Source organism: Pseudothioclava alba, assembly GCF_033100795.1.
GTDB lineage: Bacteria > Pseudomonadota > Alphaproteobacteria > Rhodobacterales > Rhodobacteraceae > Pseudothioclava.
Genome location: NZ_JAWLVI010000009.1, coordinates 22,767 through 36,326 on the forward strand (window position 1 = coordinate 22,767; position 13,560 = coordinate 36,326).

At 60.7% G+C, this 13,560-nt stretch carries 10 protein-coding genes and 1 pseudogene; 8 read left to right on the forward strand and 3 right to left on the reverse strand.

The annotated features are described in order from the left end of the window. The first annotated feature begins 193 nt into the window (after positions 1–193). From RYZ20_RS14740 to RYZ20_RS14755, 4 genes are all read left to right on the forward strand, one after another. Complete coding sequence (locus RYZ20_RS14740) at positions 194–1,108, forward strand: Hint domain-containing protein (RefSeq protein WP_317674796.1); 915 nt, start codon at positions 194–196, stop codon at positions 1,106–1,108. Between the two features lie 32 nt (positions 1,109–1,140). Then, entirely contained in the window at positions 1,141–1,884 is a 744-nt protein-coding gene (gene mtgA, locus RYZ20_RS14745) for a monofunctional biosynthetic peptidoglycan transglycosylase (protein WP_317674798.1), read from the forward strand. A gap of 143 nt (positions 1,885–2,027) precedes the next feature. Next, positions 2,028–2,342, forward strand: coding sequence for a hypothetical protein (locus tag RYZ20_RS14750; RefSeq protein WP_317674800.1), 315 nt, complete (start codon positions 2,028–2,030; stop codon positions 2,340–2,342). A gap of 47 nt (positions 2,343–2,389) precedes the next feature. Next, positions 2,390–4,678, forward strand: a complete 2,289-nt coding sequence (locus tag RYZ20_RS14755; RefSeq protein WP_317674802.1) for a M10 family metallopeptidase — start codon at positions 2,390–2,392, stop codon at positions 4,676–4,678. A gap of 37 nt (positions 4,679–4,715) precedes the next feature. Here the strand turns inward: RYZ20_RS14755 and RYZ20_RS14760 are convergent, their stop codons facing one another. Further along, positions 4,716–7,403 (reverse strand): calcium-binding protein, encoded by a 2,688-nt coding sequence (locus tag RYZ20_RS14760; RefSeq protein WP_317674804.1) that lies wholly within the window; start codon positions 7,401–7,403, stop codon positions 4,716–4,718. Between the two features lie 184 nt (positions 7,404–7,587). Here RYZ20_RS14760 and RYZ20_RS14765 point away from each other — a divergent pair. Both RYZ20_RS14765 and RYZ20_RS14770 read left to right on the forward strand, forming a co-directional pair. Then, positions 7,588–8,287: pseudogene (locus RYZ20_RS14765) on the forward strand (IS6 family transposase). Between the two features lie 183 nt (positions 8,288–8,470). Further along, the gene (locus RYZ20_RS14770) at positions 8,471–8,692 is read left to right on the forward strand and encodes a hypothetical protein (protein WP_317674806.1); all 222 of its coding nucleotides are present in this window, start codon (positions 8,471–8,473) and stop codon (positions 8,690–8,692) included. A gap of 57 nt (positions 8,693–8,749) precedes the next feature. Here the strand turns inward: RYZ20_RS14770 and RYZ20_RS14775 are convergent, their stop codons facing one another. Next, positions 8,750–9,652 (reverse strand): AEC family transporter, encoded by a 903-nt coding sequence (locus RYZ20_RS14775; protein WP_317674808.1) that lies wholly within the window; start codon positions 9,650–9,652, stop codon positions 8,750–8,752. 261 nt (positions 9,653–9,913) lie between these two features. Here RYZ20_RS14775 and RYZ20_RS14780 point away from each other — a divergent pair, with 261 nt between their 5' ends. Together RYZ20_RS14780 and dhaL are read left to right on the forward strand one after the other, a co-directional pair. Further along, positions 9,914–10,732 carry a sugar phosphate isomerase/epimerase family protein gene (locus RYZ20_RS14780; protein ID WP_317674810.1) on the forward strand — a complete coding sequence of 273 codons (819 nt, stop codon included), beginning with the start codon at positions 9,914–9,916 and terminating at the stop codon, positions 10,730–10,732. Position 10,733: 1 nt separating this feature from the next. Further along, positions 10,734–12,476, forward strand: a complete 1,743-nt coding sequence (gene dhaL / locus RYZ20_RS14785) for a dihydroxyacetone kinase subunit DhaL (RefSeq protein ID WP_317674812.1) — start codon at positions 10,734–10,736, stop codon at positions 12,474–12,476. Here dhaL and RYZ20_RS14790 read toward each other — a convergent pair. Beyond that, positions 12,439–13,377, reverse strand: coding sequence for a DMT family transporter (locus tag RYZ20_RS14790; RefSeq protein ID WP_317674814.1), 939 nt, complete (start codon positions 13,375–13,377; stop codon positions 12,439–12,441). The two genes, dhaL and RYZ20_RS14790, sit on opposite strands and share 38 nt — an antisense overlap. Positions 13,378–13,560: the final 183 nt, after the last annotated feature.

Genomic DNA, 13,560 nt, shown 5'->3' on the forward strand with positions numbered 1-13,560 from the left:
GGATTGGTTAACAGCCGCAAAATCCAGAGATTTCGCGAAGCGCATAAAGCCGCAACGGGTGTGACCATCAACGCCCGTCTGTTTCGTTTCACCGCGTCGCCACATTCCGCGCTAATTTCCCTTAAATTTTCGCAATCGCGCCGCCAAATGGCCCGCCTCGGCCCCAAAGGTGTCAGCCAAGGAGGGCCGTTGCATGGCTACATATCTTGACCAGTTCTATGTTATGGACCCTGGCAATCCGCCGCCGGGCGGCACCGCGCTGACACCGGTGAAATTCTCGATTGTCGATAGCAACAATGATAACTGGCTGACCTCGAACGGGATCGACAGTATCGACGGCTCGACGGTGAATAACGTTTGGGTCGGGGATACGATCAATGTGCGCTACCCGGATGGCTCGACGCAGACGATTTCTGGCGTAACCTTCTATCTGGCCGACGGGCGTGCGGTCTTTACGCCGACAGATGGAACCGTTCTCGAACCAGCAACCTTCCTTAGCTCGACATGGGTGAATTCCTCGACGCAAACCCCTGTCTCCAGCCTTGGGCCGCCCTGCTTTGTCGCAGGGACGATGATCCTGACCCCGAACGGAGAAGCCCCCGTCGAAACCTTGCGTGAGGGCGATCAAGTGATGACGCAGAACGCGGGCGTGCAGCCGATCCTGTGGGCCGGCCGTCGCGTGGTTCTCGGGCGCGGCGTCTGCGCGCCGGTGCGGTTTGCCAAGGGCGCGATTGGCAATGATCGCGAGCTGTGGGTCTCGCAACAGCATCGGATTTTGCTAAGCGGGTGGAAGGCCGAGCTTTATTGCGGCACCGATGAGGTTCTGGTGGCCGCCAAACATCTGGTCAACGGCGGGTCGATCCGGATCGAGCCTTGCACCGAGGTGAGCTACCACCACCTGCTTTTACGCGGGCACCACATCCTGACATCGAATGGCACAGCAACCGAAAGCTTCTTTCCCGGCGACAGTCTCCTTGACGGCGATCCGCGGCTGTCCGCGCAAATCGCTGCGGCAATCACGCGGGCGGGCTTGCCACAGCGGCAGTCGAGTTGGAGCACTGCGCGAAAAGTGGCGTGCCGCTCGGAGGGGATGTGTTTCGCCGCTTGACCTGCACCCGTGCGAAATGACTTATGGGGCGCATGGCAGGTAAGAGCAAAAGCAGAAAGAACACGCGCCGATCCGGGGCTGCGACGGGGTTTTGGGCCTCGGCCAGCGCGCCGCTTTTGTGGGTGGCGAAATGGTTGGCGCGCTTTGCGCTTGGCGCAGCGGCGGCTTTGCTGGCGCTGGTTGTGCTTTACAGCTTTCTCAACCCGCCGACGACGCTGACAATCTGGTCCGAAGCCCGCCGTCTGGGAAGCGTCGACAAGCAGTGGACCGCGTTTGACGAAATCGCCCCCGTTATGGCGCGTTCGGTCGTGGCGGCGGAGGACGCGAATTTCTGCCTGCATTGGGGCTTTGACATGCGCGCGATCCGGCAGGCGATCGACGATGGGGCAAACCGCGGAGCCTCGACGCTTAGCCAGCAGGTCGCGAAGAATGTCTTTCTCTGGCAGGAACGGAGCTGGCCGCGCAAGGCGCTGGAGGCGCTGCTAACGCCTGCGGTCGAGGTGATCTGGTCGAAGCGGCGCATCCTTGAGGTCTATCTGAACGTGGCCGAATTCGATGAGGGCGTGTTCGGGATCAATGCGGCGGCATTTCGCTATTTCCGCACGACCCCGGATCGGCTGAGCGCCGAGCAGGCGGCACTTCTGGCCGCCATTCTGCCCGATCCGAAGGGGCGTTCCGCGGCCAAACCGTCTGAATTCGTGCGGCGGCGCGCGCGCCAGATTGCCGACGGAGCCGAGACAATCCGCCGCGATGGCCGCGCAGGGTGTTTTGAATAGGACGATGAGCCCCTATATTAGGTTTGGTAGAAGAGTTTCTCGTCATCGTAAGGCGGAGAGGTTTGCGTATGGGGTTTCGTCCTGCCGTATTGACAGCGGTGCTTCTGGCCGGATCTCTGGCCGGATGTGAGGGAGAGGCTGCCATGCCGGTGCGATTGTTTTGTGATGCCGCAGCAGAGCCATCGCTTTGCCCCCTGTTTGCCGAAGCCGTTTCCGAGGCACACCCCGAGTGGCGTGTCGCGCAAACGGGGCAGGCAGCGGAGGACCACCTGCGGCTGGTGGTGCTAAAGCACGATAGCTATGGCCTCAAGGCGCGGATTGAGTGGAAAAACGGAAACAATCCGCCGGTTTCCGGGCCAGAATTCGAGCTTTCGGTCATGGATCGCGCATTAAGTGACGAAATGGCAAAAGGCTTTTTGCTTCGGCTTCTGGATTACAGTAAAGTCGATTTCGAGTAGGAATAGGCGCGCCTGCGGGTTTTGAGGGGTTTTGGAAAATGTGCACCATGTGTTCGGTTGTATCGGTTCAGAGTGACGAATGTTCGTTCGAAGCTGCCAATGTCAGCTATCAGCTTGTCACCGAGACAACGGATGCACCAAATACGATAGGATCGACCGCCTACACCTTGTCGGTTGGCGATAGTTTCAGCGGCTATGTGGCGTCGGGCGGGGATGTCGATGTGGTCCGCGTCTGGCTTGATGCCTGGACAACCTATTCCTTCGATCTGTCGGGTGCTGGCGGCGGCGGCGGCACATTGTCGGATGGCTTCCTGGTGCTTTACGACGCCTCCGGCAGGGTTATCACCTATGATGATGACTCCGGCTCGGCGTATGATCCCTACATTCAGGCGACCGTCACGCAAAGCGGATATTATTTCGTCGAAGTCAGTGAGTATTCCTACACCTATTCGGGTAGCTATTTGCTTCAATTCGGGAATATTGGCGCATTCACTCCCCCGCCGGAAGGCACGCTGGACGATCTCGCGAATTACCTCGTGTCCGGTTACTGGGCCGATAACGGGTCATCTGCGCGCTCCTTCGACGTCAGCACCTCGAACCAGATTACCGTCAATCTTACCGGCCTGACCTCTGCCGGACGGCAGCTTGCGCGTTGGGCGTTTCAGGCGTGGGAGCTGTATGCCGATCTCGATTTCGTCGAGACCACCTCGTCTGCGGCTGATATTATGTTCGATGATTACGACACTGGCGCCTATTCGACCTCGACGACCTCTGGCGGCACGATCACCGATTCATTCGTCAATATCTCGACGGCGTGGCTTTCGACCTACGGCACCACGCTCGACAGCTATTCGTTCCAGACCTACGTCCATGAAATCGGCCATGCTTTGGGACTGGGGCACCAGAGCAACTATAACGTAACAGCGACCTATCCGGTCGATGCGGATTTCCTCAACGACAGCTGGCAGTTGTCGGTCATGTCGTATTTCAGCCAGGAAGATAACACCTCGGTCGATGCATCCTATGCCTATCTCTCGACCCTGATGATGGCCGACATCATCGCGATCCAGAGCATGTATGGCGCCTCATCGGCGACGAACGGAAATACCACTTGGGGCGCGAATTCGAACCTCAATGGCTATCTGCCCGCTTTGTGGAACAATATTCTGAATGGCACGACCTATTGGGCCTATAGCGGCGATGCCGTTGCGATGACGGTCTATGACAACGGCGGAATCGATACGCTTGATCTGAGCCCGGCGACTGTTGCCTTGTATCTCAGCCTTGAGGAGGAAACCTTCTCCAACTACGGCAGCCTGATCGGCGTTATCGGCATTGCCCGTGGCGCGGTGATCGAAAATGCGATCAGCGGCTCGGGCAATGATACGATCATCGGCAATAGCGCGAACAACTGGCTTGATGCCGGCAGCGGAGCGGATTCTGTAGTGGGCGGCGCTGGTGCCGATAGAATTAGTGGCCGCGCAGGCAATGACCGGCTCCGTGGAGGCGGTGGTTATGATACGCTTTGGGGCGCTGGCGGCAACGACTCGCTCTGGGGCGGCAACGGAAACGATCGGATCTATGGGGGCTATGGTCATGACGCGCTCTATGGGCATGATGGCAATGACACGATTTGGGGCAGCGACGGCAACGATGCCGTTTCGGGGGACACTGGAAACGATCTGATCGGCGGTGAAGGCGACAATGATACGTTGCTGGGCGGCGCGGGGCTTGACACCATCTGGGGCGGCGACGGCAACGACTGGATTGATGGGGGAACTGAATCCGATCGGATCGGCGGTGCCTCTGGTAACGATACGATCTACGGCGGCGACGGGAACGATACCATCTGGGGCGCGGCAGGTAAGGACCGCATCATCGGTGATGCGGGGGCCGATCGCATCTGGGGTGGGGGCGGCAACGATACCATCTGGGGGGCCGCGCACGCAGATCGCATATTCGGTAATACCGGGGCCGATCTTATCCGAGGTGGTGGCGGCAACGACACGATCTGGGGCGGCGCAGGCAATGACATCATTTACGGCGGGACGGGAACAAACCGGCTTGGCGGGGGCACCGGAAACGACACCATCTACGGCGACATCGGGGTCGATGTGTTCGTGTTCAGCACTGGCGTGGATAGCGTCTACTCATGGGACAGCTCGGATCAGGTTGATCTCTCCGCGACATCCGAGATCACAGATTTTGCCGATCTGACCGCCAACCATCTGACGCAATCGGGTGCAAATGCCGTGATCAGCGACGGGCTTGGCAATAGCATAACCTTGCTGGGCGTCTCGGCAGGGTCGCTTGTGGCGGATGACTTCATCTTCTGACACGAGACACCCCTGGCCCCGGTTCCTCTGACCGGGGTCAAAGACTATCCCATCCGAAGATAAAACTGTCCGTCGACAGGCTGTCCGGGCTGATGCCGGTTAATGTAATCGTGCCAGCCACGGTATGGATTACCGTATTTGCACCGCTTGCAATGATGGCAAGATCTTCGACCGAGCCGAACGGGGCGTCGAAGGCCAGCCTGTCGCTGCCAATCTCGAAGTCTTCTATTCGGTCATTACCGAAGCTGCCCGAGAATACAAAGACATCGGCGTCCCCTCCGCCAAAAAGCAGATCGTCCCCACCGTCCCCGACTAGGGTATCCGTGCCTGCGCCGCCACCAAGCGTGTCATTACCGTTGCCGCCTGAGATCAGATCCTCGCCATATGCACCCCATAGACTGTCCTGCCCCGCACCGCCCAGAATAGTGTCGCGTCCTGCAGCGCCCCAAATACGGTCGTCGCCGTCGCCGCCTTCAACGTAGTCGTCACCGGCCCCGGCTCCCACCAGATCGTTCCCGACGCCGCCCCAGATCATATCATGGCCATCGCCGCCCCAGATTGTATCAGCGCCTGCGTTGCCCATGACATAGTCATTATCTGCCCCTCCGCCGAGCAGGTCATTGCCATACCCCCCCGAAATAGTGTCACTGCCACTGCCGCCCCAAACCGCATCATACCCCAGACCACCAAGAGCAAGGTCATTTCCAGCCCCTGCCCAGAGGGTATCATTGCCGCTCCATCCGTAAAGTATATCCCCCCCGTAGCCCCCCCAGAGCCGGTCACCTCCCACACCGCCGATTAATGTGTCGTCACCCCCGCCCCCCCATAGCAAGTCGTGTCCCGCTTCACCCCGGATCAGATCGTTTCCGGCACCACCTGCAATTGCATCGCCACCGATTCCGCCCCAAATCGTATCAGCGCCGATGCCCGCGAAAATTCGGTCATTCCCGTCCCCGCCTATCAGGCGATCGGCGCCCGCCGCCCCCACGAGGGTATCGTTCCCGCCGCCGCCGCGCATCAAGTCCGCGCCCGAAAAGCCCACGATTTTTTCACTGCGCGCTGAACCATAAACCTGACGGAATCGTGTCAGATCTGCAGGCTGGACACTGATTGGCGGCACAAAGACCGCCGGCATGGACATCACCACGGGGAGGGCTATCGACCCGGAATCCGGCCCTGGTTCGGGGGGCAAATCGGGTTCCACCCAGTCATCCAGATTGAATAGCGGCATATGATCGAGCGCGCCAAGCATCTGGTCAGGGAAGATGTCAGCCAGCGTCAGTGCCTGCCCCGTACCCGAGCGGATTTCGACCGAATTGCCGTTGAATCCAAGGATCAGGGAGGCTCCACTCGTCGCAACCGACAGCTGCCCGATATTGCGCAACAACGGCCAATTCGTGAGGTCCAGGCTGTCCGCACCGGGGGTGAAATCCGTAATGATCTGCCGCTGGCCGGAGGGTCGCAGCACAAACAGGTCGCTTCCTGTACCGCCAGTCATCACGGTGCGACCGGCACCCGAGGCGAGAATATCATCGCCCGCGCCGCCCTGAAGCGTGTCGCTGGTGCCGCCTGCCACCAGCAGATCATCACCCGAACTACCCGCAACCAGTCCGCTGGCCTCCCGGAAAGCCCCCGATCCGGACAGGTCGAGGGTAAACAGCGACAAGCCGGCCTGAGTGCCGGAAGCGACAACGATCTGGAGTGCCTCCCCCACCAGAGCGGTCTCGATCGACTGAACGTTATCCAGACCCAGCCCGCCTGCATTCACCAGCGTTTGCAGATGCACGAGCCTCCCGTCCGGCAGGAGCGTAAACAGACTGATCCCGTCATCCGCACCGCCCGCGACCAGATAAACTCTCTCGCCGACCGTGACGGCGCTCAGCGCGGTCAACCCCGCAAAGCGTGTGTGAAGCGAGTCGATCACATGGTCGGCAGGCGTCAACGTTCCATCCGCTCCGAGCCTCATCACGGAAAGAGAATTGCTGTCAGAGGCGGCCAGAACGACCCAACCGGAGCCGAAAGCCGTGAAGGTTTCCATTGCGGTAGGTGTATTGATTCCAAGCCCATCCGTGCTTCCAAGGCTGTCGGTTTGCGTCAGCGCTCCAGTCGTGCCGGAGATGCGAAACACCGCGACAGAATCGGAAAAACTTGTCGCTGCCAGAAGGAATTCGCTGTTGCCAACGCGAAGGTTGTCCAGAAGCGCATCACCGGCATCCGGCCCTACGCTTTGGAAAGCGTAGTTTTGCCCGCTTGCCATCCAGCCAGACGCGCCTTGGAGATACAGATGCAGCCCGCCTTGCGCCTGATCTATCGCGTAAAGTGCCGTTTGGCCGTTGTTCAGACTGGTCGTAAGTATGGCCGATTGCGGTCCTGCGATCCCGTCAGAAGGCATCTGGATAGTGGTTGTCTGGCCAGGAATACCTGCTGAAGAAAGATTCAGTCCGACCAGATCTCCGGCATCCGTTGCGCCATAAACCAGAACACCCGAAGCAAGCGGCAAGAGCATCGGAGCGACCGGATCAACAAGGTCGCTGGACGAATAGTAATCCGTGTCCAGAACCAAAAGCCTGCCCCCTGTAAGGGCGTAGCTGACAACGCCACCATTTGCCCCTCCAATCGAATAGAGCCGCGTGGAGCCTCCCTCCTGCACAACGAACAGATCCAGAATACCTCGATCGAGAGCACCCACCCCCGACGCGAACCGACCACCGAACACGAGCCCCATAACGGCCCCCCACTATTCACCACACCCGCCTATTGCGCGCCGAAAACGGGCCGCCGGTGCGGATGAAATCTGGCCAAATTGCGGAAGTTCATGAGAATTGTGAATGTAGCGATTTGCTAACCAAGATCACTGCGTCTGGTATTGCCAAGTTGTTTGCGGTGCGGCGCTTGGTTGGGCGTTGTGTATGAATATGCCATCCTCCACGCCGCGCCTGAAAGGCTACCGCTTCCCTCAAGAATGCCGTCTGGGTCGACCATCACTTCGCGCTCAGTGCGGCGGATGTCGAAGACCTTCTCGCCGATCGGGGTGTGATGGTCAGCCGGGAAACGATCCGGAAATGGGTGAACCGCTTTGGCCGCCACTTCGCCGATTGTATCAAACGGGACAGAGCTGCTGCGATTGACAAATGGCATCTGGATGAGGTCGTTATCCCGATCAACGGCAGAAAATACCGGCTCTGGAGGGCGGTCGACGCGAACGGCGACGTGCTTGATATTCTCGTTCAGCCTCGACGCTACGCCAAAGCAGCAAGACGTTTCTTGGCAAGGCTGATCGACCGGTTCGGTGAACCCCGTGTCGTGATCATGGACAAGCTTCGCTGCTATTTCAGGCCGATCCGGGATCTGGCACCGGGCGCGGATCATCGCGCACACAAGGGCTTGAACAACCGGATCGAAGGATCACACAGGCCAACTCGAAAGCGCGAGAAGCTGATGGGGCGGCTCAAATATCCCCAACAGGCTCAGAGATTTCTTGCGACACATGATCAGATCAACATCGTTTTCCGCCCACGACGCTATCAACTCTCCGCCATCTCATATCGCCACGCCAGGGCCGATGCGTTCGACCTCTGGAGAGTCTGTGTTGCCGAAATGAACGCCTGACAGGCAGAGGGCTCGCTCCTCTCAAACAGGAGAAAACACGTTGGCAATCCCGGCCCGGGCAAGCCGAAAGCGGTTTGCGCCTGCGGCATGCAATTGCTGCATGGCGGCATTACCGATTCAACGGGATGTCAGGGCGCATGACCCTTGTTAGTTAGCGCCAACAGACCAAAGGAATATCCGACTATGTTCAAACAGCTTTTCGCCCGCTATCTGGAAACCCGTCAGATGCGTGTGGCCCGTGAGATGATGCTTACCATGCGCGACGCCGATTTCGCCGCAATGGGCACCAGCCGTAAGGCCTTTCTGCGTGACCTGAACGCAGGGTTGCAAGCCGATCTGGCCGAAGCGATCACCACGCGTCAAAGCACAGTGTCGCTTGGTGCGGGCCTGCCCGAAGCCGCCTGAACGCGCTTCACATTGCGAAAAATGGCGTCCCATCGGGGCGCCGTTTTGCGTTTTGGCTCAGGCCAGCCAGGCCAGAGAGAACAGCGACAGGATCGAGGTCCAGATGATAATCGGGGCGATCTGATCGGTCTTGACCCCGTGCAGCATCGCCAGCGCAAAGGCCATCGCCCCAGACGGCCCCGCCGCGCAGAGCACCGAAAGCGTGTTCCATTCAGGCGGGCGGGCACCTAGCTGCAACCCGCCCCAGACGAGCGCCGGAAATGCCAGCAGTTTCAACCCCGACATCACGCCAATCGTCACCGAGGGCCGCAGCGCATGGCCCGACAGCACCACTCCAAGCGCGAACAGAGTAATCGGCGGCGCGCCAGCCCCCGTGAATTTCATCGCGGCCAGCAGCGGCTCGGGAATGGTGATCCGCAAGACATTGCTTAACGACCCCAGCATAATCGCGATCAGCACGGGGTTCATCGCAACCCGCTTGACCATCTGCACCGCCGACACATCGCGATGCGCAATCACGCCGGTCGAGACGATGAAAAACGCAAACGTCACCGCCGCATCCCACGCCACAAGGCTGGTGATCGGCAACGAGGCTGCCTCGCCGTAGATCAGATAGGAAATCGGCCAGATATACAGCAGCGTGTTCACAAAGATCGTGGTCATCGCCAGAAGCCACGCCTCCAGCATCTCGTGGCGCAAAAGCCGATAGGCGATCCAGAAGGCCAGCGCGAACAGCGCCACCTGACTGCCCGCATAGACCGCAATCGCATCAAGCCGGAAGCTACCCCAGTCCAGCCCGTTGATCAGCGGAAAGATCAGCGCGGGCTGCATCACCAGAAAGGCGATCCGGTTCAGCGCTGCTGCCTCGGCGCGCGACACCTTGCCCAAGCGCCCAAGGATGAACCCAAGCGCCAGCATCGAGAACACCGGCAGAATATCATGGGTCAGCACATGCAGCATCGGGGCGGCCTCGTATTGGTCGGTTCAAAGGCGCATCCCGAAACCGGCGGGCTGGCAGCGCCGATGTTAGCCCCTCGTGCCCCGCTGTAAAGTGGCCCGGCCAAAGCAATAGATTAGCAAAACTTCACAATACCCATTGCATTTCTTAACTGTTGCGCCGTGGGTTTTCGTTCCCCGAAGCCCGTGCTTTGGCTAAGACTCTGGGTCAACCGATGGGGAGCAGGCATCGCCCCCCCCCCGCGCGCACAGATGGAGGATTGCATGAAACTCGGGCTTGGCAGCTACGCCTATCGCTGGTCGATTGGTATCAAAGATCAAATCCCCACCGCGCCGATGACCGCGTTTGACCTGCTGGACCGCGCCGAGGCGTTGGGCCTTGAGGTCGTGCAATATGCCGACAACATGCCGCTGGACCGCTACTCCGAGGCCGACCATCACCGCCTTTATGAGGTCGCGCAGGAAAAGGGGCTGATCCTTGAGCTTGGCACCCAATGTTTCGATGCCGGCGAGGTGGACCGTTACCTTGAGATCGGCAAGCGGCTGCGCTCGAAAATCATGCGCGTCGCGCTGGACGAGGCCGACGGCCATATCCCCGTCGCAGATCTGGCCGAGCAGCTTCGCCCGCGCGTCGATAAGGCCCGAGCCGCGGGCATGAAGATCGCGATTGAAAACCACTTCAATTACCCCTCACCGCGCATGGTCGAGCTTCTGGATACGGTGAACGACGATCATCTGGGCGTTTGTCTTGATGTGGCGAACTCGATCTGTGCGGGCGAATGGCCCGAGGAAACGATCCGCCTGCTGGCCCCCTATACGATCAACCTGCACCTCAAGGACTACCGGATCACACCCGACAAATACGGTGTCGGCTTCCGTATTCACGGGGTTCCGCTGGGGACGGGCCGCGCCCCGATCGACTGGATTCTCGACCAGCTAACGCATTGCCCCGCAGATATGAGCGTGATCCTCGAACATTGGCTGATGCTGGAGCACGACGGGCTTGAGGCGGCGATTGCGAAAGAACAACCGTGGATCGAACAGACCGTTGCGGCGGCGAAAACCTTTGTGAAAGGGCGCTGACATGACCGAGGATATTCGCACCAAAAAGCTGATAAACGCGCCCGAGGACATCATCTCGCAGGCAATCGAAGGGATGCTGTCCGCGCACCCAGATATGCTGACGGTCGAGGGCGCGACGCGCCGCGCGGTAGTCGCCATGGATGGCCCGCGCGATGGCAAGGTCGGCATCGTGATCGGCGGCGGCTCGGGGCACGAGCCTGCCTTTGCGGGCTATGTCGGGCGTGGCTTGGCCGATGCGGCGGCGGTGGGGAATGTCTTTGCCTCGCCCTCGCCCGAACAGATCATGGATGCCGCGCGCGCTGCCGATGGCGGGGCGGGTGTGATGTTCCTTTACGGCAATTACACCGGCGATGTGATGAACTTCGACATGGCCGCCGAGGAATGTGAAAGCATCGGGATACCCGCGCGCTCGGTTCAGGTGACGGATGATGTGGCCTCGGCTCCGAAGGGGCGTGAGGGCGAACGGCGCGGCATTGCGGGCGATTTCTTTGTCTTCAAGATCGCCGGAGCGGCCGCCGAACAAGGCCGCGATCTGGCCGCCTGCCTTGCGGCTGCGCGGCACGCGAATGACAACTGCCGCTCGATGGGCGTCGCGCTGACCGCGTGCTCGATGCCGCAGACCGGCAAGCCGAATTTCGAGATCGGCCATGACGAGATGGAAATCGGCATGGGCGTGCATGGCGAGCCGGGGATGCGGCGCGGCAAACTGGAAACCGCCGATGCGGTCACCGATGAGCTGATGGCGACAATCCTTGCCGATATGCCGCTGGGGCAAGGCGACGAGGTGGCGGTGCTGGTCAATGGTCTGGGCGCAACCGGTCCGCTGGAGCTGTATATCCTGCACCGCCGGGTCGCGCAGATTTTGGCCGAACGCGGTGTTTCGATCCATCACTCGTGGGTTGGTGAGTATTGCACCTCGCTGGAGATGGCGGGGGCGTCGGTGACGCTGCTCAAGCTGGACGACGATCTGAAATCGCTTCTGGATACCCCATGCCGCACACCGGCCCTGACGGTTGCGGGCGCGCTGCCCCCCAAGGGGACGCACACCCGGCGCGATCACGCAGGCGCGGCGGCTGCGGCGCAGGTTGACCGCGGCACGCTGGCGACCGACGGAGCGGTGACGCCAGAGGTCTTTCGCGCAATGATGCTGAACGTGGCCGATGCGATCCGCGCGAACCGCGACTGGCTGTCCGAACTTGATGGCGTGATCGGGGACGGCGACCACGGCATCACGATGGACATCGGCTGGAGCGCCGTGCGTCCCGCCCTAGCCGATGCACAGGACGCGACGATTTCGCAGATGTCCGAGGGCATGGCCAAGGCGTTTCTGGACGCGGTCGGGGCATCCTCGGGGCCGCTGTATGCCTCGGCGTTCCGCAGTGCGGGGGCGGCGGTTTCGGACCGGCTTAACCTTGATGCGGGCGCGATGGTCGCTTGGGTTGCGGGCATCTGCGAAGGCATCCTGTCGCGCGGCGGCGCGGCTCAGGGCGACAAAACCATGATCGACGCCTGGGTGCCTGCGGTGGCTGCCGCGAAAGAGGCGCTGCAATCGGGCGGTGATCTGGCCGCCTGCCTTGACGCGGCCTGCTCCGGCGCACGCGAGGGGCGCGACTACACCGCCACCATCGAAAGCCGCCGCGGGCGTTCTGCCAAACTGGGCGCGCGCTCGGTCGGGCATGTCGATCCGGGCGCGGCCTCGGCCGTGGTTATTCTTGAGGCGATCCGGGCGTCGCTTCCGCGCTAAGTCTGGCTTCCTCGGCGCGGCGTTTGCCGATCTGGTGTTCGCGCCAGAGGGTAAACCCGCCCGAGGTCATAATGATGATCGACCCCAGAATGGTGAACCCGTCCGGCACATGCCCGAAGACCGAATAGCCGAAAAAGCTGGTCCACAGGATCATCGTGTATTGCAAGGGCGCCACCACGACCGCCAGCGCGATCTCCAACGCCTTGATGACCAGAAACTCGCCCATCGCGGCAAAAGCGCCATACATCACGAACAGCGCGATATGCCCCGTCTCGATCGGCTCCCAGACGAAGGGCTGCACCAGCCCCAGAAGCGCCGCGCTGACGCCTGCGGTAAAGGCAACCGTCGCCACCGTGGTTTCCGTCCGCGCCAGATTGCGCGAAATCACCTGCCGCACCGCAAACAGAAAGGCCGAGCCCATCACCAGCAGATAGGCCGGATGGAAGGCGGCAAAGCCGGGCCGCATCACGACCAGCGTCCCCGAGAACCCCGCGACAATCGCGAACCAGCGGCGCGGCCCGATCGGCTCTTTTAGCAAAACAGCGCCAAGGATCGTCACAAAGAACGGCGCGACAAAGGCAATCGTCGTGGCATCGGTTAGCGGAATGTAGCGTAGCGAAATCACGAAAAGCGACGCCGATACACCCGCGCACAGCCCCCGCAGGATTTGCATCTTGGGTTGGCGCGTGCGCAGCTCGGCGGTGCCGCGCAGCAACAGCCAAAGCACCACACCGCCCACAAGCCCCACCTGCCGCATCCCCGCCACCTGAAGCGGATGATAAGCCCCCGCCAAAAACTTCGCGACAGTATCGGCCCCGGCAAAAAAGAAGACCGCCGTCGCCATCAGCGCAATGCCAAGCGTATTTGACTGGCGGCGCGCTTCGGGCGGGATCGAAGGCATCAGGCGTATCCTTTGAAAAGATAGAAATATTCGGCCAGCCGGATTCGGGCCTCCCCCCCGTATCGGGCGGAATGGAGCGATGCTGCTATGCCTTGAGGCGGATGCCAAGGGTGAAATGAATTTGGTATACAATTTTTTGCGGATCGGCGTTTTCGCCCGAGACAGCCCCGCGAAAAGCCTTTA

Bases quoted from the DNA above. Each gene is read 5' to 3' on its own strand.
- RYZ20_RS14790 (WP_317674814.1), bottom strand. From the start codon at position 13,377: ATGCCTTCGATCCCGCCCGAAGCGCGCCGCCAGTCAAATACGCTTGGC.
- RYZ20_RS14770 (WP_317674806.1), top strand. From the start codon at position 8,471: ATGTTCAAACAGCTTTTCGCCCGCTATCTGGAAACCCGTCAGATGCGT.
- RYZ20_RS14760 (WP_317674804.1), bottom strand. From the start codon at position 7,403: ATGGGGCTCGTGTTCGGTGGTCGGTTCGCGTCGGGGGTGGGTGCTCTC.
- RYZ20_RS14740 (WP_317674796.1), top strand. From the start codon at position 194: ATGGCTACATATCTTGACCAGTTCTATGTTATGGACCCTGGCAATCCG.
- RYZ20_RS14780 (WP_317674810.1), top strand. From the start codon at position 9,914: ATGAAACTCGGGCTTGGCAGCTACGCCTATCGCTGGTCGATTGGTATC.
- RYZ20_RS14750 (WP_317674800.1), top strand. From the start codon at position 2,028: ATGCCGGTGCGATTGTTTTGTGATGCCGCAGCAGAGCCATCGCTTTGC.
- RYZ20_RS14755 (WP_317674802.1), top strand. From the start codon at position 2,390: ATGTGTTCGGTTGTATCGGTTCAGAGTGACGAATGTTCGTTCGAAGCT.
- mtgA (WP_317674798.1), top strand. From the start codon at position 1,141: ATGGCAGGTAAGAGCAAAAGCAGAAAGAACACGCGCCGATCCGGGGCT.
- dhaL (WP_317674812.1), top strand. From the start codon at position 10,734: ATGACCGAGGATATTCGCACCAAAAAGCTGATAAACGCGCCCGAGGAC.
- RYZ20_RS14775 (WP_317674808.1), bottom strand. From the start codon at position 9,652: ATGCTGCATGTGCTGACCCATGATATTCTGCCGGTGTTCTCGATGCTG.